This window comes from Lacipirellula parvula, assembly GCF_009177095.1.
GTDB lineage: Bacteria > Planctomycetota > Planctomycetia > Pirellulales > Lacipirellulaceae > Lacipirellula > Lacipirellula parvula.
Window position 1 is genome coordinate 634,927 of the sequence record NZ_AP021861.1, and the last position, 19,326, is coordinate 654,252.

At 63.5% G+C, this 19,326-nt stretch carries 14 protein-coding genes; 6 read left to right on the forward strand and 8 right to left on the reverse strand.

All coding sequences use genetic code 11. The annotated features are described in order from the left end of the window. The first annotated feature begins 16 nt into the window (after window positions 1-16). Window positions 17-901: an ABC transporter ATP-binding protein gene (locus PLANPX_RS02395; protein ID WP_152097179.1), complete on the forward strand. Its 885-nt coding sequence runs from the start codon at window positions 17-19 to the stop codon at window positions 899-901. Continuing rightward, window positions 898-1,734: an ABC transporter permease subunit gene (locus PLANPX_RS02400; protein ID WP_152097180.1), complete on the forward strand. Its 837-nt coding sequence runs from the start codon at window positions 898-900 to the stop codon at window positions 1,732-1,734. Before PLANPX_RS02395 ends, PLANPX_RS02400 begins: the two co-directional genes overlap by 4 nt. A 115-nt stretch (window positions 1,735-1,849) precedes the next feature. On the opposite strand, the gene PLANPX_RS02405 is transcribed toward PLANPX_RS02400, so the two are convergent. Continuing rightward, entirely contained in the window at window positions 1,850-2,953 is a 1,104-nt protein-coding gene (locus tag PLANPX_RS02405; RefSeq protein WP_152097181.1) for a DUF1570 domain-containing protein, read from the reverse strand. A 135-nt stretch (window positions 2,954-3,088) separates the two neighbouring features. Between PLANPX_RS02405 and PLANPX_RS02410 the strand changes: the two genes are divergently transcribed. After that, complete coding sequence (locus tag PLANPX_RS02410) at window positions 3,089-4,498, forward strand: hypothetical protein (protein WP_152097182.1); 1,410 nt, start codon at window positions 3,089-3,091, stop codon at window positions 4,496-4,498. Between the two features lie 55 nt (window positions 4,499-4,553). Here the strand turns inward: PLANPX_RS02410 and PLANPX_RS02415 are convergent, their stop codons facing one another. The 3 genes from PLANPX_RS02415 to fae form a co-directional block, all read right to left on the reverse strand. After that, the gene (locus tag PLANPX_RS02415; RefSeq protein WP_152097183.1) at window positions 4,554-5,150 is read right to left on the reverse strand and encodes a hypothetical protein; all 597 of its coding nucleotides are present in this window, start codon (window positions 5,148-5,150) and stop codon (window positions 4,554-4,556) included. Between the two features lie 241 nt (window positions 5,151-5,391). After that, window positions 5,392-6,255: an NAD(P)-dependent methylenetetrahydromethanopterin dehydrogenase gene (locus tag PLANPX_RS02420; protein WP_152097184.1), complete on the reverse strand. Its 864-nt coding sequence runs from the start codon at window positions 6,253-6,255 to the stop codon at window positions 5,392-5,394. Between the two features lie 230 nt (window positions 6,256-6,485). Continuing rightward, window positions 6,486-6,983 (reverse strand): formaldehyde-activating enzyme, encoded by a 498-nt coding sequence (gene fae, locus PLANPX_RS02425; RefSeq protein ID WP_152097185.1) that lies wholly within the window; start codon window positions 6,981-6,983, stop codon window positions 6,486-6,488. Window positions 6,984-7,535: 552 nt separating this feature from the next. Between fae and PLANPX_RS02430 the strand changes: the two genes are divergently transcribed. Together PLANPX_RS02430 and PLANPX_RS02435 are read left to right on the forward strand one after the other, a co-directional pair. Further along, window positions 7,536-8,570: a DUF1559 domain-containing protein gene (locus tag PLANPX_RS02430; protein ID WP_152097186.1), complete on the forward strand. Its 1,035-nt coding sequence runs from the start codon at window positions 7,536-7,538 to the stop codon at window positions 8,568-8,570. A gap of 239 nt (window positions 8,571-8,809) precedes the next feature. Continuing rightward, window positions 8,810-9,898, forward strand: a complete 1,089-nt coding sequence (locus PLANPX_RS02435) for a DUF1559 domain-containing protein (protein ID WP_152101770.1) — start codon at window positions 8,810-8,812, stop codon at window positions 9,896-9,898. Window positions 9,899-11,097: 1,199 nt separating this feature from the next. Here PLANPX_RS02435 and PLANPX_RS02440 read toward each other — a convergent pair. The 4 genes from PLANPX_RS02440 to PLANPX_RS02455 form a co-directional block, all read right to left on the reverse strand. Continuing rightward, window positions 11,098-12,387 (reverse strand): citrate synthase, encoded by a 1,290-nt coding sequence (locus PLANPX_RS02440; RefSeq protein ID WP_152097187.1) that lies wholly within the window; start codon window positions 12,385-12,387, stop codon window positions 11,098-11,100. Window positions 12,388-12,810: 423 nt separating this feature from the next. After that, window positions 12,811-14,136, reverse strand: coding sequence for a peptidylprolyl isomerase (locus PLANPX_RS02445; RefSeq protein WP_152097188.1), 1,326 nt, complete (start codon window positions 14,134-14,136; stop codon window positions 12,811-12,813). Window positions 14,137-14,254: 118 nt separating this feature from the next. Further along, a complete protein-coding gene (mfd, locus tag PLANPX_RS02450; RefSeq protein ID WP_152101771.1) occupies window positions 14,255-17,596 on the reverse strand; it encodes a transcription-repair coupling factor in 3,342 nt (1,113 codons plus the stop codon). A 211-nt stretch (window positions 17,597-17,807) separates the two neighbouring features. Beyond that, complete coding sequence (locus PLANPX_RS02455; RefSeq protein ID WP_152097189.1) at window positions 17,808-18,623, reverse strand: glycosyltransferase family 2 protein; 816 nt, start codon at window positions 18,621-18,623, stop codon at window positions 17,808-17,810. Window positions 18,624-18,903: 280 nt separating this feature from the next. Between PLANPX_RS02455 and PLANPX_RS02460 the strand changes: the two genes are divergently transcribed. Next, on the forward strand, window positions 18,904-19,122 hold the full coding sequence (locus PLANPX_RS02460) for a hypothetical protein (protein ID WP_152097190.1): 219 nt from the start codon (window positions 18,904-18,906) through the stop codon (window positions 19,120-19,122). Window positions 19,123-19,326 lie beyond the last annotated feature (204 nt).

Consider the following 19,326-nt stretch of genomic DNA (forward strand, 5'->3'; position numbering starts at 1 on the left):
CAAGGATGCTGCGCTCGTGTTCATTCAGACCGACTTGCTGTCGAAGCGCTATGGGCAGCTCGCCGCGCTCTCCGACTGCACCTTCGGCGTGCCACGCGGCGAGATTCTCGGCCTGCTCGGCCCTAATGGCGCTGGCAAGACGACGCTGCTGCGGTTACTGCTTGGCTACCTGAAGCCCACCAGCGGCACCGCCCGCATCGACGGGCTCGATTGTTACGCCGAATCGGTCGCCGTCCATAAACAGCTGGCTTACTTGCCGGGCGACGCGCGGCTCTTCCGCCAGCTGAACGGCCGGCAAACGCTCGCCTTTTTCGCGAAGCTGCGGCATGCTTCGCTGGAGCGCTCGCTCCGGCTCGCCGAGCGGTTGCAACTCGATCTCACCCGTCGCGTGCGGCATATGTCGACCGGCATGCGGCAGAAGCTCGCCCTCGCGGTGACGCTCACCCCCAACGTGCCGCTGGTGATTCTCGACGAGCCGACGGCGAACCTCGATCCCACGGTCCGCCGCGACGTCGTCGAACTCATCCGCGATGCCCGTAACGAAGGGAAGACGGTCCTCTTTTCGTCGCATGTCCTCTCGGAGGTCGAAGACGTTTGCGATCGCGTGTTGGTGCTGAAAGCGGGCCGCCTTGTCGATGCGGTTCGCGTCATCGACGTGCGGCGACAGCATCGCATCCAGGCGGTGATTACAGGGCCCCTTTCCCCTGCTCCGCCGCAGTTGGCCGAGTCGATCGAAATGCACGCCGGCCGCGATCAGGCGGTCTCGATCATCACCCGCGGCGAACTCGCCCCGCTGCTCGGCTGGCTCGCCGAACAGCCGCTCGCGCAACTGCAGATTGAGCCGATCGGACTCCGCAGCGTCTACGAACGCCATCACCCGGCGATCGGCGGTGACGAATGAACCGCGTGCTGCTCGGCAGATCGTTCCGCGACAGTTGGCTGCTGATGACGTGCTGCGCGCTACTAGCGCTCGGCTTCACCTGGCTGCGAGTGTGGGTGGCGTCGCACATCAAGGTCGATGCGTTCATCAAGTTTTTCTCCGAGGGGCTGCAGATCTTCCAAGGCCTGCTGCCGGTGCCGATCGAAGACCTCGCCTCGCCGCTCGGCCGAGTGGCGTTCAGCTTCGAGGAGTTTGGCCTGCTGATGTTGCTCGGGCTGTGGACCGTCACCCGTTCGACCGATTGCCTGGCCGGCCGCATCGGCGCCGGCACGATGGAAATGCTGCTCGCTCAACCGGTCCGCCGGCTGACGCTCGTGACGACGCACACCGCCGTGACGCTGTTCGGCGTGTTGCTGATGGCGGCCGCGAGTTGGCTCGGCGTGAAGCTGGGGCTGGAGTTCAGCAAGTTCGAAGACCCGCCGGCGTGGAACCAGGTGGCGCCTGCGGCGATCAACTTTGCCTGCCTCGGCGTCTTCATCACCGGCGCCGCGACGCTGATCTCGGCGCTCGTGCGCAGCCGCTCGCAAGCGGTGGGACTGGTGATCGGATTCTACGTCGTCGAACTGACGCTAATGATCATCGGCCGACTCAACAACCGCTTCGAGTGGATGAATAAACTCACGATTTTGTCGGTGTACGAACCGACGCTGCTGACGATCGGCATCCATCGCGATCCGGCGGCGTTCTGGCCTCTGTTCTGGCAGTACAACGGCTGCTTGCTGGGGCTTGGCTGCGGAGCCCTCGCCGCCAGCGCCGCGATTTTCTGCAATCGCGACGTTCCCGCCCCGTTGTAATTCGCCGCGCGAATTAGCCCCCGGTTCTTCAAACCGGGGGGCGTGCGCCGTCACCCCATCGCGCCGCAAACTCAAATCACCCCCGGTTTGAAGAACCGGGGGCTAAAACGCTCAACTACGGCAACTCATCGACATAGCGCTGCAGCTGCGCCGACAACAACGCGAGATCCTTCCCAAACGCCGACGTAAAATCTGCCATCCGCTCCTGCGGCGTGTAATCGCTAAACGCCGGTCGCGCGGCCACGCGTGCCAAGTAATTGCTGTACTCCTGCGGCCGCGTCTCGCACAAGTAGAACGTCAGCATCCACGCCTCGGCATACGCGCTGACGGCATGGCTCTGAAACGGCGCATCGCTCGCCACGAGCCGCGTCAGCCAATCGGCCGGGCGGTTTTTCGCGCCGCTGCGGAAGTCGCCGAGGCGTTCTTGATTGATCCGCGCCGCCTGTTGCTGCAGCGAAGCGTTGTCCCACACGCCGCGGGCTTCGAACATCATCGCCAGCCCTTCCAACAGCCACCGCGGCTGCACGGCAAAGCGACGATGCACGCCGACGTTGTAGGCCGTTTGATGCGTCGCTTCGTGGATGATCGTTTCAGCATTCGTCGACCAGTCGGCGTCGCCGTTGTTCTCGGCCGTATCGAACAAGAAGACGCGGTTGCTGATCGGCGAGTAGTGCCCCAGCGTGCCGGCCGGCAGCGGCGTGCCGTCGGCGGCGGCGTGGCGGTAATAGTCTTCCTGCGTGCGGAAGACGACCGCCACCAGCGGCGTCGCCGGTTCGGTGAGTCGAAAGCCGCGGACGCTCATGTAGTGGGTGAACGAACGGTAGAGCGCTTCCAGCCGCTCGCCCCACTCGCGCCACTCGCCATGCGGATGGACGACCACAAAGTGGGGCGTCATTGAGATCTCGAAGCTGCGGTCGAACTCGTCGCGCAGCTTGTTCTTCAGCTCTTGAGCACTGTAGCCGACGAAGCCCTTGCCGTAGCGCTTCGCATTCTTGGCGTCGCTTGGCTTGAATTCGTTGAGGGCGCCGTCGCGGCCGAGTAAATACATCTGCTGGTCGTTCCAAACGAGCGGCTGGCCGTCGACGGGTTTGCCCGCGACCATCGCCTGCATCATGAACGGCGCCGGAATGCTCGCCACTTGCTCGGCGCCAGCGGCCATGCAGGCCCAGAGGCTGCCGAGAACAATCGCGCCGATTGAGATTCGCCGGGTCGGTTTCATGTTCAACTCTAGATCATTTCCGCCGGGCGGCGTGCGTCCCGGCGGCGATTGACGGTACAATCGGTGCGACCCCACTCGTCGCCGGCCCGCCGCCGGCCCCGTCCCCTTTCGCACCGTTGGGCCTGCACGACTCCTATGCGATTCGCCACTCCCCTCCCCTGGGCTGCCCTGTTTTGCTCGATCGCGCTGCTGGCCGCGTCGATCTCACGGGCCGATGAACCCGCCGCTGAGAAGCCAGTTGCCGAAGAGTCTACCGCCGCTGAGAAGAGCGAAGCGGCGCCGGCCGACGACCCGCAGGTCGACAAAGCAGCGGTGGAAAAGCTCGTCGAGCAACTCGACGCCGCCGACAAAGCCGCTCGCGACGCGGCAGAGCAACAACTAATCGAATTGGGCGCGAAAAACGGCGTCGCTGCCGCGAGCGAGGCGTTCGTCAACCTGCTCCCCCAGCCCAACGACGAGATGCCGCAAGAAGTCCAAGTGCGGCTCGCGCGGATCGCCAACGAAATACGCCTCCGCATCGCCCAGCGGGCGATCGAGGGGACGACGCTGACGCTCGACGTCGCCGACGTCCCGTTGGCCGACGTGTTCAAGCAAATCGAAAAACAAACGGGCAACCGCCTGATCGACTACCGCGACGAGTTCGGCCAGCCCGACGCGGAGAAGAAGGTCACCTACCGCGGCGCGAAGGAGCCGTTCTGGAAGGCCGTCGATACGATCCTCGATAGCGTGCAAATGTCGCCCTACAGCGACGCGGGCGGCGAATCGCTCGCGATCATCGACCGCGATCAGGGCGTGCTCCGCCGCGGCGCCGGGCGGGCCGTTTACTCAGGCCCCTTCCGCATCGAACCGACTGGCGCCTCGTCGCAACGCGGCATCCGCAATCCCGACCAGAGCGGCCTGTCGATCGATCTCGAAATTTCGTGGGAGCCGCGGCTGCGGCCGATTGGCCTCTCGATGCGGGCCGAGGATCTCAAAGCGACGTGCGACGATGGCCGCCCCACGCCGGTCGTCTCGGAAGACATCGTGTTCGACGTCGAGGTCCAAGCCGAAAGCCGCGCCGTCGACGTCGTCGCCTCGCTGCAGCTGCCGGCCCGCACCTCGCAAAAGCTCGCCACCGTCGAAGGACGGATGACCGCGCTCGTGCCGGGACGGTTGGCAGAGCTGAAGTTCGACAACCTCGCCACTGCGAAAGACGTCACGAAGCGGGCTGGCGAAGTGGCCGTGACCATCGAACGCGTCACGAAGAATCAGGCCCTGTGGGAAATCTACATGCGGCTCAAAGTCGAGGGGAGCGACGCCGGCCTCAGCGCCGACGGCGGCTGGGTCTTTCAGAACACCGCGAAGCTCGTCGACAAGAAAGGCCAATCGCTCGACAACGCCGGATTCGAAACGACGATGCAAACCGAAGACGAAATCTGCTTCGCGTTCTTCTACGAACTCCCCGAAGGCCGCGAGCTGAAAGACTACGACTGGGTCTACCGCACCCCGGCGTCGGTGGTCTCGGTGCCTGTCGATTTCAAACTCGAAAACGTGCCGCTGCCGTAGTCAGAAATGACGAATGCTTAAATGACGAATGAAGGACGCAAGCGTATTGCATTCGTCATTCGTCATTCGTCATTCGATCATTACCTGCTTGCGGCAGAATGAGCCCGCCAAGTTCCACGATCGGCGCCCCCGCCGTGCGGATTTCGTCGATCCACCCGCCGAGGCCAAGCGGATCGCTCGGGTCGCAGCGGAGCAGGTGTTCGATCACCTCAAGCGCCATGTCGCGCTTGCCAAGTTCCGCGAGGCACCACGCCAACCCGCGGCCGGCGTCGAAGAAGGGGCGATTCGCCGGATGGAGCGCCGGCACCGGCGTCGGGTGCTTCGCCTTCGCAAGGACGCGCTGCCCCACCTGATAGCCAAATCCAAAGTGCCCGCGGCCGAGGGCCACGTCGCCCATCGATTCGACGGCGAGCTTGCCCAGTAGGTAATGGGCCTCGATCATCTCGGGGCACGTTTCGACCAGCCAGCGGAGTTCGTCGACCGCCACGTCGGCTTCCCCGACGGCGATCATCTCGCGAACTTCTTCGAGATCTTCGGCGCACTCCATCACGTCGCGCGGATGGACGAGCACATACCCCTGCCCGCTGCGCATCCGTTCAACGGAAACGTGCGAGCTAGAGCGTGAAGATTTCCCTGAACGGCGTTTCGCCATCAATAACTGGTTCCCATGTCCCTCGAATCAAATGTGGCGAGGGGTTAAATGCGTTGCCCGCGAATGACGCGAATGTACGCTAATGAATTGAACTCAAATACTTTCAACACAGAGGACACAGAGATCACGGAGAAGTGCACCGAACTTAACGCCGCAAGTCTTCTCCGAGTCCTCTGTGCTCTCTGTGTTAAATCTCCCCCGCATTTCTTTCGCGACCATTCGCGTCATTCGCGGGCTATTCCTAAAGCTCTTTCCCAATCGCATAAATCTCATCCGCATCGAGCACCAGGTCGTTGCGGGTAAACAGCTTCGCGATCGCCGCTTTGTGAATCTTCATTTTCGTCCCGCCGACGCCGAGGGCGCCGTAGCAGACGATGGCGCCATGGTGCGTCGCCTTATCGGTTGGCGCCACGTCGCCCAGGCCGTGGGCCGGCACGGCGTTCAAGTCGATCGCCGCCTGCAGGCCCGCCGCTTGGGCGAGGTAGCCCTTCGGCAGCAGCTCCACCCCGGGCGGGCCGCAGGCGATCACCGCCTGGGCGCCTTCCACCGCCGTCGCCGCGGCCATCGCGTTTTCGTTCGTCCATGCCGTGAGATCGGCGCCCGGCACGATCCGGCTGATCTTGTCGCACGTCCCCTCGGCATGCGTCAACTTGCGAGAAGCCACCCGCACGCGAGCCCCTTCGCTCGCCAGCAGCCGCACCACTCGCCGACCGACGGCGCCCGTCCCAGCCAGCACGGTGACGATCGCTCCCGAGAGCGGCACATGCCGCCGCGCCGCAAGCACCGCCGCGGCCGCCGTCGTGTTCGCCCCGTTGGCGTCGAGCATCACCGACACCCGCATCGGCCCGAAGAACGCCTCGGTCGCCGCCTTGAGCAGCCCTTCGGCCACTGTTACGTCCGACCCGCCAATAAACACGGCCGTATTCTTCAGCTCCTGCGGCCCGCGCGTGAACATGGCGCCGTACACCAAGTCGCGCACCTGAGCCGCCGCCACGCCGCCATGGCGAAACAAAAAGTCGACGCCCGAATCAACCGCCACCACGCCGTCAAACACGCTCGGCTGCGGATCAGCGTCGAGGCAGACCAGAATCTTTTTGAGAGACATAGATGTGAGTGACTGGTAACTAGTGACTGGTAGCCGCGGGTCAACGACCCGCCGGAGCGACTTCAAATGGGGAATGTCGAATGTGGAATGGGGAGCAGCATCCCCTCCCCCATTCCACATTCAGCATTCCCCACTAAATAAAAAAGCCACGCGCCGCGCCCAGCGCGACGCGTGGCCCATTCTCATTTCCAAGCAGCTGACTGCTGAACGCTGACAGCTGATCGCTTGATTTAGAACCCACGGAACGGATGCGCCGCCGCATCCTTCCCAGCGAGCATTTCGTCGACGTTCGGCTTCCCTTCCATGGCGTTCTTGATCGCCATGACGGTCGCTTCGTAGTTGTAGTCGTAAATCTTCTTGTCGTCGGCCGCTTCCCAGTGGATGAACACGCCGCAGACGATCACCAGGTTCTCGACGTCGCCCTTCTTGATCACGCCGTTGGCGACCGAGTCGGCCACGGCCTTGGCAACGGCGGCTTGGGCCGGGCCGAACATTTGCACGGCTTGCTTGGCGCCCTTGATTGTCACCTTGGTGATCATCACGGTCGCGGGCTTCACAGCCAGGTTCGGCGTGAGCACGGCCAGCAGGTTGCTGTGACCTTCGCTCTGACGGGCCAAGGCGTTGGCGAACGCCACGCCGACCGGACCGGCCTTGTCGCCGATCAGCAGGTCGATATGGGCAATTTCATTTCCTTCGCCAGCCAGTGCCTCTCCGATGAACATCGACATTCCTAGATTCTCCCACGCGAAAGGTAAGTTCGTTGATCGGCGAGCCGGCGATCGGCTCCCGGCTTCTGCCAGAGCGTCGCGGCCAGTCCCCGAGTCATTCGCCGGGGTAGCCTCCAGAGCCTCCGCCGCATCGCGGCGAGCCTAGCAGGATACCAGGGCCTGCGGGCGGTGTTAAGGATGCCGGTATTGGCGGCATTTTCGGCAAGGTTTCACGAAACGCCGCCCCGCCGCAACGGTTTTTAGCCCCCGGTTATTCAAACCGGGGGCGTGCGCGACTGCCCGATCGCGCCGGTGGCCCAAATCACCCCCGGTTTGAAGAACCGGGGGCTAATCCCCAATCGACGCCACGCTCCAATCGCGTCGCGCTCCCTCCGAACGATTCGCCCCCTTAATTTCCCGCCACTTATCCAAATAAAGTTGACGCGCAACGCCGATCTGTGAAATACTCCCGCCAGCAAGCGTCCGATCGGCTGGTAATTCTTTGGACAGAGGCCCAGCCGCGACGCGCTCGCGCCACATTCTTATCTCTCCAACGGAACAGGGAGTACAAACATGGCACATCGTGTCCGGGGGCGCCGCTGCGCCTTCACCTTGGTAGAACTGCTGGTGGTGATCGCCATCATCGGCACGCTCATGGGCTTATTGCTGCCCGCCGTGCAGAACGCTCGCGAGTCTGGACGCTCGAACGCTTGCCGATCGAACTTGGCGAACATTCAAAAAGCGATGACGACCTACGAGGTCGCCAACAAAGAGTATCCCGGTTACATCAATCCCATCGGAATCATGGGCGACGGCCGAGCCAGTTGGGGGGCGATGATGCTGCCCTATATCGAGCAAACGCAATTGTGGGACGAACTGGTCGCGGGCCGACAGGCGGCCGCCCCAATCGACGTTTACATTTGTCCCAGCAACCCGCCTCGCACCGAGGGCGGGCCCGCGATGTCCTATCTGGCCAATACGGGGTCGATTCAGGATGAGAAAATCAAAGATGAAAACGACGATTGCAGTATCGTCGAGAACCCCGGCAACGGGCTCTTCTTCGATCGAACCCGCAGCATCGGCCCGCCAGATGTCCGCGATCTGGAGCCAGACTGTCAGAAGCCCCAACGCGATCCGATCATTCGCATGACGGCCGCCAGCGTTCAGGCGCAGGGCGACGGCTCAACCCACACGCTGATGTTCTCCGAAGGGATCAACGCCCTCGCGTGGACCGGGCTCGCCCAGTCCGATAAAGCTTGGCACTACGGCTTTTGCTGGGAAGATCCGCTGACGATCAAAAACGCCACGACCAACGGCGTTAGTTCGCCCGAACTCGTCGCCGATGCAAGCTACCGCGTGATCAACGGCGTCAAGGAGATCCTGCCGGAGTATCAAGGCGATAAGGCGCCAAACACGGGCGTCGCCTCAAGTTTTCACCCAGGCGGCGTCAACGTCGCCTTCGTCGGCGGAGCCGTCCTGTTCCTGAGCGACCGGATCAGCCCGATCGTCTACGCCCAACTGATGACGTCGAACCGGAAACTCTCGGACCTGGCCTACGGCGGTAAGCACGACCGCGATATGCCGACTCCGGGGCCGGACGACTACTGATCTGCCGCGTTTTGGGCCTCGGCGGCTTGCCTCGCCGCCAGGCGATCTCCAGATTCCCGCAAAGCCGCGGCTGACTTCTCCGTCAGCTGCGGATTTGCTGGACTTTCCCCCCGCTATTTGCGACAATTTGGAATGCAGGGTCGCGCACCCGGTGCGCCATTATTTCTCGTGTATCCTCGACCTGCGCGACCCAGGCCAGGGGCACTCGTCATTCGGACAGAACAGGGAGAATCGCAGAGATGAGGCTATCTAACCGTAAAGCATTTACGCTCGTCGAGCTACTGGTGGTGATCGCCATCATCGGCACCCTCGTCGGCTTGCTGCTCCCCGCTGTCCAAGCGGCCCGCGAAGCAGCTCGCCGTAACACCTGCGCGGCGAATCTGACGCAGCTGTCGAAGGCGCTGGCGATTCGCGAGACGTCGACCAAGGATCTGCCCGGCTACATCAATACGCTGGGGATCAAAGGCAGCACGAAGATGGTTCGCGCCCCGTGGTACGTCACTATCTTCCCGCAGCTCGAGCAGAATCAGCTCTACCAGAACTGGAGTTCTGGAAACATGAGCTTCGACTTGGTGGAAGGCGGCAATTTCGCTGCACTGGAAATTCTCAATTGCCCGAGCAACCCGCCCGTGATGCAAGGTCAGCCGCTCACGTCGTACGTAGCCAATACCGGTTGGCGTAATAAAGAGGGCTTCACCGGAAAGTCGGGCCACGTGAATCTTGAGAACGCCGCCAACGGCTTATTCTTCGACCGTACTCGGACGAGTGATTTGAAGAACCAGACGCCAACTCCGAACTGGGTGACCTCGCAGGATTACCGCGACTCGAACGGCGCCCCGAAGGTGACCATGTCTTTCGCCTACGTACAGGGCAAGGGCGACGGCAGCACGAAGACGTTGATGCTCTCGGAAAGCTTGGCGTCGCTCTACTGGGCGTATGCCAATAGCAACGATTACACCACGGTCCAGGATCAGCCCTACCATTTCGGTTTCGGTTGGGAGCGTCCGGATTACATCGCCACCGACTTGAAGTCGCGAATCAACGGGTCGCGTGATCCAATTGCTTACGACAGCTACGCGCAGTCGTCTCAAGGGATGGATCAAATGTTTAATACCGCCCCGTCAACGGGGGATTTGAATCCTCGTCCCGGCACAGCGTCGAGTAACCACCCCGGCGGCGTGAATGTCGCGTTCATGGCCGGCCAGGTCGAACTGCTCACCGATCAGATCGACCCGTTCGTCTTCGGCCAGCTGATGACGTCGAATCATAAGCAGTCAGATTTGCCGACGGACGCTGTCTCCGTCGAACCGAGCGACGACGCCTTCTAAGACGTCGCCGCGTTGCAGATCAACCAACGACCCACGGGGCGCCCACTCGGCGCCCCGTGGTTTTTTGTGCGCCCTAACGACCGCACGCGTCATTCCCTAGCCCGGGGCTCTGCCCGAGGGACGGCACCCATTCCGACAGGCCTCACTGCGCGCAAAAGCCATCCCCGGGCAAAGCCCGGGGCTATTTTTTTCGGCCCACTTTTGTGTTGAAACTGGGCCACCCATTTCGCTAGCCTGAATTAACGCTCTCGCCTCGTTCCCACGCTCCGCGTGGGAACGACCTGTCCGACGCTCCGCGTCGCGGGCCGAAGCCGGGCAGAGAGAGGCCCAAAGGGCGCCATGTCGTCGCGCAGCGTCGACATGCGAACGATCGTTGGATGTCGAGGCGCAGAGGGGCGACTGCGGCTCCCGCTCAGGCAGGACGCGACGCAGCGCGTCGACTCAAACGTTCCCACGCGGAGCGTGGGAACGAGCAGCCAGACGGCTCTTTGACAACCGATTCGCCGCTGTCGCCGGCCCCCCCCGAACGGAGGGTAAAAGCGACACGACACGCGACACTAAACTCGCAAAGCGAGCACGGGGAAGAACTTACCGCGAGCGCTTAGTGTCGCCTAAAATACGTTTTTCGCACGGACGCGACGCGACACGACATCAACGCGGCCCGCGACGCAGCTCCGCACCCCCGTCGCCATCGGCCTGAGTCGCTTCAGCGACTAGGCGGCGCCACGCCGCGCGCAGCCTCATGCTCACGCCGGAGTACCGCCGAGAGCATACCACCCGGCCGTCGAGGACGCCCCACCGCCCTATGAGAGCGTTTGGCGAACCATCCCGCTAACCGCGAACATGAACGCTGAAAGCGTTCCAGCATCCAGCCCGGGGTTGATTGCGCAGCAATCTACCCCGGGACAGCGGCGCCCCGGATACCAACCCTGAAAGGGTTGCAGAAGCTTCAACCCTTACAGGGTTGTGCGGCTCGTTGGGCAACGTCCCCGGGGTAGATCGCACCGCGATCAACCCCGGGCTGGGTGATGAAACGCTTACAGCGTTGAAGAAGCAGCCAGACTGACCAGGCCGCCTCTTGGGGGGGACAGCACGCGACGCAGAGCGTCGCTCACGACGTTCCCACGCAGAGCGTGGGAACGAGGCGACAAGGCATTTCCTGAACCCCGAACCCTCGCCCCTGAACCCTGCCGACCGCTTTAGCGGTCGGCAATCGCTGGAATCGGCCGTTCGGTCGGCCCGGTGTATACCTGCCGCGGACGGCAGATCTTCTTCGCCGGGTTGGCGTGCATCTCGACCCAGTGAGCAATCCACCCCGGCAGCCGGCCGATGGCGAACAGTACGGTGAACATCTGCTCCGGAATGCCGATGGCGCGATAGACCACGCCCGAGTAGAAGTCGACGTTCGGGTAGAGCTTCCGCTCGATGAAGTAGGGGTCGTTGAGGGCGACCTGCTCGAGCTCCAACGCAATGTCGAAGATCGGATCCTTGATCGCCTGCTTCTTGAGGATCCGGTGGCAGGCCGCCTTAATGATCGTCGCCCGCGGGTCGAAGTTCTTGTAAACGCGGTGGCCGAAGCCCATCAGGCGGAAGTTGTTGTTCTTGTCCTTCGCCATGTCGACGTACTTCTTGACGTTCGAGCCGTCGCGGCGGATCTGTTCGAGCATCTGGACGCAGGCCTCGTTCGCCCCGCCGTGCAGCGGGCCCCACAAGGCGCTGATGCCGGCCGAAATCGAGGCGAACAGGTTGGCGTTCGACGAGCCGACCATCCGCACCGTCGAGGTGCTGCAGTTCTGCTCGTGGTCGGCGTGGACGATCAGCAGCAGGTTGAGGGCGTCGACGAAGTCCTGGTCGACCTCGTAGTTTTCGCTCGGCACGGCGAACATCATCCGCAAGAAGTTCGCACAGTAGTCGAGCGAATTCTGCGGGTACATTTGCGGCTGGCCGACCGACTTCTTGTAGGCAAAGGCGGCGATCGTCGGCAGCTTCGCGACGAGGCGAACGATCGAGGCGTCGACTTGTTCCGGATCGTGCGGGTCGAGCGAATCTTGGTAGAAGGTCGACATCGCCCCGACAACCGAGCCAAGGATCGCCATCGGGTGGGCGTCGCGGGGGAAGCCGTTGTAGAACAGGCTCATGTCCTCGTGCAGCATCGTGTGCCGCGAGAGGGTGTCCCGGAAGTGGTCGAGTTTGGCCTGCGTCGGCAGTTCGCCGTAGATCAGCAGGTAGGCGACCTCGATGAAGGTGCACTTGGCGGCGAGTTCTTCGATCGGATAGCCGCGGTACCGCAGGATCCCCTTCTCGCCGTCGAGAAAGGTGATCGCGCTCGTCGTGGCGCCCGTGTTGACGTAGCCCTCGTCGAGGGTGATATACCCGGTCGAGCCGAGGAGCTTGCTGATGTCGACCGCCCGCTCTTGCTCGGTACCGACGACGACGGGGAGCTCGAGTTGCTTGCCGTCGGGGGTAGAGAGCTTGGCAACCTCAGACATCGGACGATCCTTTCGGCGAACACGGCGGGCTAGACAGGCAGATGGGAGTTCCGCAGAAGAACCGTTGCCTGGAGAGGCGAAACGGGGCGAAATTGCGGAGCTATGAAGTTTACCGGCCCTACGGAGCCGGTTCAATCCGCGACGAAAGGGTTCAGGCGGGAGGGTTCAGGGTTCAGGAAATACGGCTTGTACCTCGCCAACGGCCTCGTTCCCACGCTCCGCGTAGGAACGGACTATTCGACGCTCCGCGTCATTTTCCTGCTACCTGACGACGTTGTAATCCAGCCATCCGGATGGCCGCAGAGCGGCGGGGGCGGCGTTCCCACGCGGAGCGTGGGAACGAGGGGAGCGTGGAGAACCCGCATAGGAGCAAGGGTTCAGCTGTCCTCCCCGAACCCTGAACCCCGATAACTGAACCCTCGCTCAACGCCTCACCGGCTTGTTGTCGAGCAGTTCGGTTAACCGCGGCCCGTTGAGATCGCCGTGGAAGATCGTCCAGACGCGGGCGTTCTTGCGGAGCTTAACCAGTTCCTCGGCAACGAGGACTTCCTTCTGCTCCGCTTCGAGGAGTTCGCGAATCTTGGCCTGAGCCTCGGTAAACGGCGTCCGCCCCGGCGGCTTGCGATCCAGCACGCGCACAATGTGGAAGCCTTGCGCGCTTTCGATCGGGTTGCTCATCCGGCCTAGTTCAAGCGTTTCGAGCGCCGAGTTCAGCTCCTCGCACATCAGCGAGCCGGGGGAAGTTTCCTGCAGACCCCCTTCGGCGGCCGTGAATCCTTGCGACTTTGCCTTCGCCACGTTGGCGAAGACGGGGCCTCGCAAACCGGGGGTGATCTTCACGATCGCCCAAACTTCATTCCCCATGCCGGCGAGCTGTTGCCAGGCCTGATCGCGATCGCCGCCGCAGCGGTCGAAGCGAACCATCAGCTCTTCCCACTTGATGCTGCCGGGGTATTCGTACTCTTTCAGATGATCCTGGTAGTAGGCGACCATTTCCTCTTGAGTGACGACTTTGAGCTTCGGCATCCGCTGCCGCAGCCATTCGCCGGCGACTTGCTTCTCGACGTACTGCCGCTGAACGTCTTTGAGCGACGAACCATGAACGGCAAGCGCCGCGTCCAGTTGCACGCGGTCCTTCACGCCGTAGACTTCGTAAAGCTTCGGGAGTTCGTTCGCTTCAAACGGCTCGGCCAGCGTCTTTTCGACGTGGGCGAGATTTTCCGGCGGCAACGTCCGGCGGAAATCGGCGAACAGCAGCTTGGTGTCGATCAGGTTCGTCACCATCTTTTCGAGGTAGAGCCGCTCGACCTGGGCCCGCTGCTCGGGCGGCACCTTCATGTTCTTCGACTTCTCGGCCGAGTCGATCAGGCGGTGGACTTGCCACAGCACGTCGCTGGCGAGAATCACTTGGTCTTCAACGCGGGCGACGATCTCGCTGCCGGTGATCGGTTGAGCGTCGGTCGGGACGATCGGCGGACCGAGCGGTTCGGTCGCCGCCACTGACGCTTGGCTCGGGGCGACGAAGGTTGCAGCTGGGGCGCCCGCGGCGCCGGCGGGCATTGCCGGGCTCTTCATCGGATCGACGTTGTCTTGCACGCCGCGAACGGCCGAGGCGCTCGGCGACGACGGGCCCGCCGCCATCGAACTAGGCACCGGCGGCGGTTCAAACGACGACTGTCCGCGCGCAGCAAGCGGCAATAGCGCTGCCGCTAACCAACCGCCGATCAAGATGAGAGTTCGTCGCAGCACGAAGCTGTTCTCAGTTCAAACAATGGACGACAAGCCGCGAACGCCGCCGGAACAGGCGGCGATGATCGCGCGCAGGATCGCTGAAAGACTCCGCCGGGGAGCCCAAGGCGGCGGGATTCTAGGGAGCGACCCCCTCTGGCCGCAAGAGAGATTTCAGCCGCGATAGCACCCGCTCCGGCTCGTCGGCGTCGGGGCCCAGCACGAGGTACGCCGAACGGGCGTCCGCGACCCGCAACATCCCGCCGCTCCGCTCCACCAGTCGGCTCAGCGGGCCGCGATTCGTGTAGGTGAGGACGGCGTACTTCCCTTCGAGGTGGATCGCCTCAAGCAGGTTCTGGTGAGCCCAAATTCGCAGGCGGGCCAGTTCCACCAGTTGCTCGACCGGCGGCGGCACTTCGCCGAAGCGGTCGGCCAGTTCGGCGTGCAGGTCGTCGAGGTCGCCTTCCGAACCGATCCGCGCCAGGCGGCGGTAGAGATCGATCTTCGTCCGCATGTCGGGAAGATACCGCTCCGGGAAGTAAGCGGCGACTGGCAGATCGATCGAAACATCGACCGAATCCTTCGGCGGCAGCTTCTTCAGTTCGCGGACCGCCTTCTCCAGCAGCGCGCAGTAAAGCTCATAGCCCACGGCCGCGATGTGGCCGCTCTGCTGGGTGCCGAGCAAATTGCCGGCGCCGCGGAGTTCAAGGTCCCGCATGGCGAGCGCGAAGCCGGCGCCCATTTGGCTGAACTCCTCAATCGCCCGCAGCCGCCGCGCCGCCTCCGGCGAGAGGTGCTTCTTCTGGTCGACCAGCAGGTAGCAGTAGGCCCGATGCTTGTACCGCCCCACCCTGCCCCGCAGCTGGTGCAAGTCGGCCAAACCGTAGCGGTCGGCGTCGTCGATGAAGATCGTGTTCGCGTTGGGAATGTCGAGGCCGCTCTCGACGATCGTCGTGGCGAGCAGGATGTCGAACTCGTGCCGCACGAAGCCGAGCATCACCTCCTCAAGCTCGGTTTCGTGCATCTGGCCGTGCCCGATGCCGATGGTCGCTTCGGGGACGATCCGCTGGAGCTCGTGAGCGACCTTCTGGATATCGTGAATCCGGTTGTGAACGAAGTAGGCTTGCCCGCCGCGATTCAGCTCCCGCAAGATCGCGTGGCGGATCAGCGTATCGTCGAAGCGGGCGATCCGCGTTTCGACGGCGAGGCGATCCTTCGGCGCCGTCTCGAGGTTCGAGATGCTTCGCACACCAAGGAGCGACATGTGGAGCGTTCGCGGGATTGGCGTGGCGGTCATCGTCAGCACGTCGACGCTCGCGCGGAGGGCTTTCAATCGTTCCTTCACCGCGACGCCGAAGCGTTGCTCTTCGTCGATGATCACGAGCCCCAGATTCTGGAACTGCACGTCGGCCGACGCGAGGCGGTGGGTGCCGATCAGCAGATCGATCGTGCCGTCTGCTGTCTTCTTGAGAATCTCGCGTTCTTCTTTCGCGGTGCAGAACCGCGAGACGGCGCCGATCTGGAACGGGAACTCGGCCATCCGCTGCGTGAACGTGCGGCGATGCTGCTCGGCGAGGATCGTCGTCGGCACGAGCACGGCCACCTGGTAGCCAGCGTCGATGGCTTTGAAGGCGGCGCGGATCGCCATCTCGGTTTTGCCGAAGCCGACGTCGCCGCACAGGAGGCGGTCCATCGGCTTAGCGAGCTGCATGTCTTGCTTGATCGCCGCGATCGCGGTGAGTTGGTCGGGCGTTTCCTGGTAGGGAAACGCGGCGTCGAATTCTTGCTGCCACGGCGTATCGGCGGGAAACGAAATGCCGGGCCGTGCTTCGCGGGCCGCCTGCACCTGCAGCATGTCGACGGCGAGGTCTTCGACCGCCCGCTCTGCCGCCTTCTTGTGCCGCAGCCACGCCGTGCCGCCGATCTTGGCGAGCATCGGCTTCGCCTTGCGGCCGCCGACGTACTTCTGCACGAGCTCGATCTTGCTCGTGGGGACGAAGATCCGCGTCCCTTCGGCGTATTCGAGTTCGAGATGCTCCTCAGCGCCCGCCTCTTTGTCGAGCAGCTTCAGCCCGCGATAGCGGCCGATGCCGTGGGCGAGATGGACGACGAGGTCGCCCTCGCGGAGTTGCAGGAAGCTGTCGATCGCGCGGCCGGTGGGCCGCTGCGAGGGACGCGAGAGTTCGGTGCGATGGAAGAGCTCGGCGGCACTGACGAGGATCAGGCCTGTTTGATTTGCAACACGCTCTGAGTTGATGGCCGCATCCGCTTCTGCCCCCCTCCCCAACCCTCCCCTCGAGGGGGAGGGAGCCTCAGGGTTCACGCTGATCACACGAAAGCCATGGCTCAGCCGTCCCCGCGCGAAGTGGAGCCGGCCCTCTTGCGCGAGCCGCGTCTCGCGGAAAACCTCGCCGAGGCGTTCGACCTCGGCGTCGGTATCGCACACGAGGTAAACGTGCTGGCCGACCGAGGCCGATTCGAGTTCGCCGCGGACGCGGGCGACGTCGCCGCTGAATTGCTCGACCGATTCGAACTGCAAGTGGGCCGTTGTTTCGTAGGAACCGGCCGGCACGCCCGCGGCAGTCACCGACGGGAACTTTAGCATCTCGGTCATCGCCACCGACGTGGCGAAGTACTCCTCGGGATGCTCAAGCCGGCGATGGTAATGCTTGCCCTCTTCGTCGAGGTCGGTCGGCTCGACGAGCATGAACCAGCTTCCTTCGGGCAGGTAGCTGGCATAGTGCGTGCGGAGTTTGACGTCGGCCGTCAGCACGGTGACGTCGGCGGTCGGCAGGCTGGCGAGACTCCGCTGCGTCGCAACGTCGAACGTGCGGATCGATTCGACCTCTTCGTCGAACAGCTCGATCCGCAGCGGATCGGTGGCGTCGGGCGGAAAGACGTCGAGGATGCCGCCGCGGAGGGAGAACTCGCCCGGCAGTTCGACGGCGGTCGTTCCCTGGCAGCCTCGCTCGGCGAGCCAATGGGTGAACGCATTGAGGTCGAGCCGCTGCCCGACGGCGATGCGGTGGTTGGCCGCGTCGAGTTGCTCCTCGCTCGGCAGCGGCTGCAGCAGCGACTGAATCGAGGTGACCACGATCGACGGCGCGTTGGCGGCAGCGAGCCGTTTGATGAGCCGTTGCCGCTGGCCGAAGTTCTCGTCCTGCACGATCCGATTGCCGGCGTCGGCTTCAGTGGCGGGAAAGGCTTCCGCGGCAGCGTCGGTAAAGACGGCGAGGTCGTCGATGAGTTGATCAACGTCGGCCGCGTGAGGCAGGACGACCGTGAGCGTCCGCGGACAGCGGCGGGAGAGCGCCGCGGCGACCAGCGCGCGAGAAGACCCCCAGACTCCGCCGAGCGTCCCCGCCTGGCCGTTGGCCAAGCTCGTCAGGACTTCGGAAAAGTCGGGATGCGTCTCAAGTTGAGCGGGCAACCCCCGCAACGCCGCTGCGGCGTCGGCGAGTTCCCCCGCGGCAGTTTCCATCGCCACGGAGGTGATTGTAGGCGGCTACGCGCGAGATGAGTAGCCGCGGCTCAACGAGCCGCCGGAGCGAACTCGAATGGGGAATGCGGAATGTGGAATGGGGAGTTGGATAGCTACCGCAACGATGGAGTGGAGAGCAACGCTCGCCCCATTCCACATTCAGCATTCGCCATTTACTCAGCACCGCTCCGGCGGGGCGTTGACCCGCGGCTCACGCGGCGCGGCGTTCGGCTTTGGCGATCGCTTCGGGTTCGACGTCCTTTTGCTGCAGACCGTGGTGGAGTTCCCACAGGCGAGCCTGCTTCATAAATGTGTAGAACGCGCTCATCCACGAGATCTGCAGCCCCACCATGCCGTCGAGGCAGCCGCGGTGGAGGATGTAGTCGCGGAAGAATCGTAGCGGCGGCGAGAATAGCATGCGGGCGTAGCTTGGCCGGCGGCCACGAGCATACCATTGCTCCGCTTGCACGCGGGTGTAGCGATCGAACTTGTGAAGATAGGTCGCCCACGACCAGAGCGTGTAGTGATCGAGCAATGCGGTGAGCGAGCCGCAGCGTTCGCTCCGCACTTTCACATTGCCGTGATCGCTGGGGCCTTCGTAGCGGCCCTGATCGCGGCGGAAGAGCCGCACGAGTTGATCGCGAGCCCAGTCGGTGTAGTGGACGCGGTGACCCATGAGGTGGTTGGCTCGGCCGAGCCAATAACCATCGCAGTCGGGATTGCTGTCGATGGCTTTACGGATCTCGGCGGCCAGCGCTGGCGAGACGCGCTCGTCGGCGTCGATGATGAGCACCCACTCGCAGCTGGCTTGGGGAATCGCCCAGTTTTTGAAATCGCCGGCCGTGATGTATTCGCGCTCGATGACGCGGCAGTCGGGTCGGCTGCGGGCATACTCCAGCGTGCCGTCCGTCGAGCCCGAGTCGGCCACCAGAATCTCGTCGGCCAGTCCAGCGACGCTATCGAGGCAGGGGCCGATGTTCGACCGTTCATCCTTGCAGGTGAGTAGAACGGTTAGCTTGGCTGGCATGCGCCGGTCTCGCGAGGAGGGAGGACGAGGGAGTTCGAGGCGTCGCGATGCTACCGATTGTCTACTGGCGGCTCAATATGAGCTGGCCGGCAATTGGTTGCCGGACAATCGGCACAGGTGGCGTAAGCGGTTTGGGAGGGTCAAGAACTCGTTGGGGAGGCGGGCGGCCTGGGTTCAGGACGCTAGCACTCCCTTCCGATATCAATTGATGGAAGCCGCGGATCTAGGACCCCCTTTGGTCCCGCCGGCGGCCCCTCCCCTCGGCATGGAGTCCCGACCAATGTTTCGCTCAATGTTTCTGGCGCTCGGCGTTTACAGCTGCCTGCTGGGAGTCGAGGCGTTGGCTGTCGAACGAGCCGTTCTGAAGAAGCCCGAAGGCGTCCCGTCGGCCGAGCAGAAAGTGGTCGTGCCGCCCGATTGGGCGCCCTGGAGCCTGATGGGCGGCGGAGCGGTGGTCGTCCTCTACTCCTTCACGATTCCCCGTCGGGTTAACGGCTAGCCCCTGCCGGGCCGCACTGGCTCCCCTGCCCCGAACCTTCTGCCGGCGGCCCGCCTCCCTCTCCGTACCGCCGAAAAGTCCCGTGGTGCGGGATTTTCCGGCCCCGGCATCCCCCGAGTTGCCGCTAGCCGCCAGGGCTGGAAGGTTGTTTCCGGCCACCCATCCGTTTACCATAAACAGGTTTACGGAGCACTTTGCCGCGGC

Coding starts and splice junctions, on each gene's coding strand:
- PLANPX_RS02400 (WP_152097180.1), top strand. CDS start 898: ATGAACCGCGTGCTGCTCGGCAGATCGTTCCGCGACAGTTGGCTGCTG.
- PLANPX_RS02405 (WP_152097181.1), bottom strand. CDS start 2,953: ATGAAACCGACCCGGCGAATCTCAATCGGCGCGATTGTTCTCGGCAGC.
- PLANPX_RS02410 (WP_152097182.1), top strand. CDS start 3,089: ATGCGATTCGCCACTCCCCTCCCCTGGGCTGCCCTGTTTTGCTCGATC.
- PLANPX_RS02415 (WP_152097183.1), bottom strand. CDS start 5,150: ATGGCGAAACGCCGTTCAGGGAAATCTTCACGCTCTAGCTCGCACGTT.
- PLANPX_RS02420 (WP_152097184.1), bottom strand. CDS start 6,255: ATGTCTCTCAAAAAGATTCTGGTCTGCCTCGACGCTGATCCGCAGCCG.
- fae (WP_152097185.1), bottom strand. CDS start 6,983: ATGTCGATGTTCATCGGAGAGGCACTGGCTGGCGAAGGAAATGAAATT.
- PLANPX_RS02430 (WP_152097186.1), top strand. CDS start 7,536: ATGGCACATCGTGTCCGGGGGCGCCGCTGCGCCTTCACCTTGGTAGAA.
- PLANPX_RS02435 (WP_152101770.1), top strand. CDS start 8,810: ATGAGGCTATCTAACCGTAAAGCATTTACGCTCGTCGAGCTACTGGTG.
- PLANPX_RS02440 (WP_152097187.1), bottom strand. CDS start 12,387: ATGTCTGAGGTTGCCAAGCTCTCTACCCCCGACGGCAAGCAACTCGAG.
- mfd (WP_152101771.1), bottom strand. CDS start 17,596: ATGGAAACTGCCGCGGGGGAACTCGCCGACGCCGCAGCGGCGTTGCGG.
- PLANPX_RS02455 (WP_152097189.1), bottom strand. CDS start 18,623: ATGCCAGCCAAGCTAACCGTTCTACTCACCTGCAAGGATGAACGGTCG.
- PLANPX_RS02460 (WP_152097190.1), top strand. CDS start 18,904: ATGTTTCGCTCAATGTTTCTGGCGCTCGGCGTTTACAGCTGCCTGCTG.